Origin of the sequence: Leeuwenhoekiella sp. CH_XMU1409-2, from assembly GCF_037029365.1 — a bacterium.
Classification (GTDB): Bacteria; Bacteroidota; Bacteroidia; order Flavobacteriales; family Flavobacteriaceae; genus Leeuwenhoekiella; species Leeuwenhoekiella blandensis.
This window is the reverse complement of the sequence record NZ_JAYMEI010000058.1, coordinates 1-601: the sequence shown is the minus strand read 5'-3', so window position 1 is coordinate 601 and position 601 is coordinate 1. Positions and strand designations below refer to the sequence as shown.

Sequence of the window (601 nt, the reverse complement as noted above, 5' to 3'; positions counted from 1 at the left end):
ATTACTTTCAGACCAAGACGTCTCATTGCGCTTAGCCCATTCTAAAGCCATTGCAAGCTCGGGTACTGCATTATCCCAGTTCGACCCATCTTCATTACCTCCTTCTATATTTTTATCAACGTAAATGGTATTATTTACATCAGGTTTCAATACAGGTGTTTGCATTTCATAGGCCCCAATATCTATGGTTTGATAAATCCTACTATTTCCTGCAATATCAGTACCTTCAGGATTAAGCTCATTAGCCCCAGCATTTACTAATAAACTTTCAGTAGCAGGATACAAGCCATCATCTGATGTACCTAAAACACCATCGTCACCTTTCGGATTACCACTATTTAAAAATGGGGTTGAGGAAAGCAAATTAAAACCAGAATCGTCAATGCCATACGATTCTTCAATAAAGGTATTTTTTCCTATAACAGAAGACTCAGAACTCGTAGTGGATATATCCAAACTACTGTTATCAAAAAATACTGAATTGTATAGTTTCACGTTTGAGCTTCCTTCAAGCCTAATTCCTGAACCTTCATTATTAGTAAAAGTGGTATTAATTATGTGTGCAGAACCTCCCGTAATATGAATACCTGCTCCATAATAT

At 36.6% G+C, this 601-nt stretch carries 1 protein-coding gene; it reads right to left on the bottom strand.

The genetic code is table 11. The annotated features are described in order from the left end of the window. Window positions 1–601, bottom strand: a 601-nt coding sequence (locus tag WA338_RS18870) for a right-handed parallel beta-helix repeat-containing protein (protein WP_336094574.1), incomplete at both ends; no start/stop codon positions are given.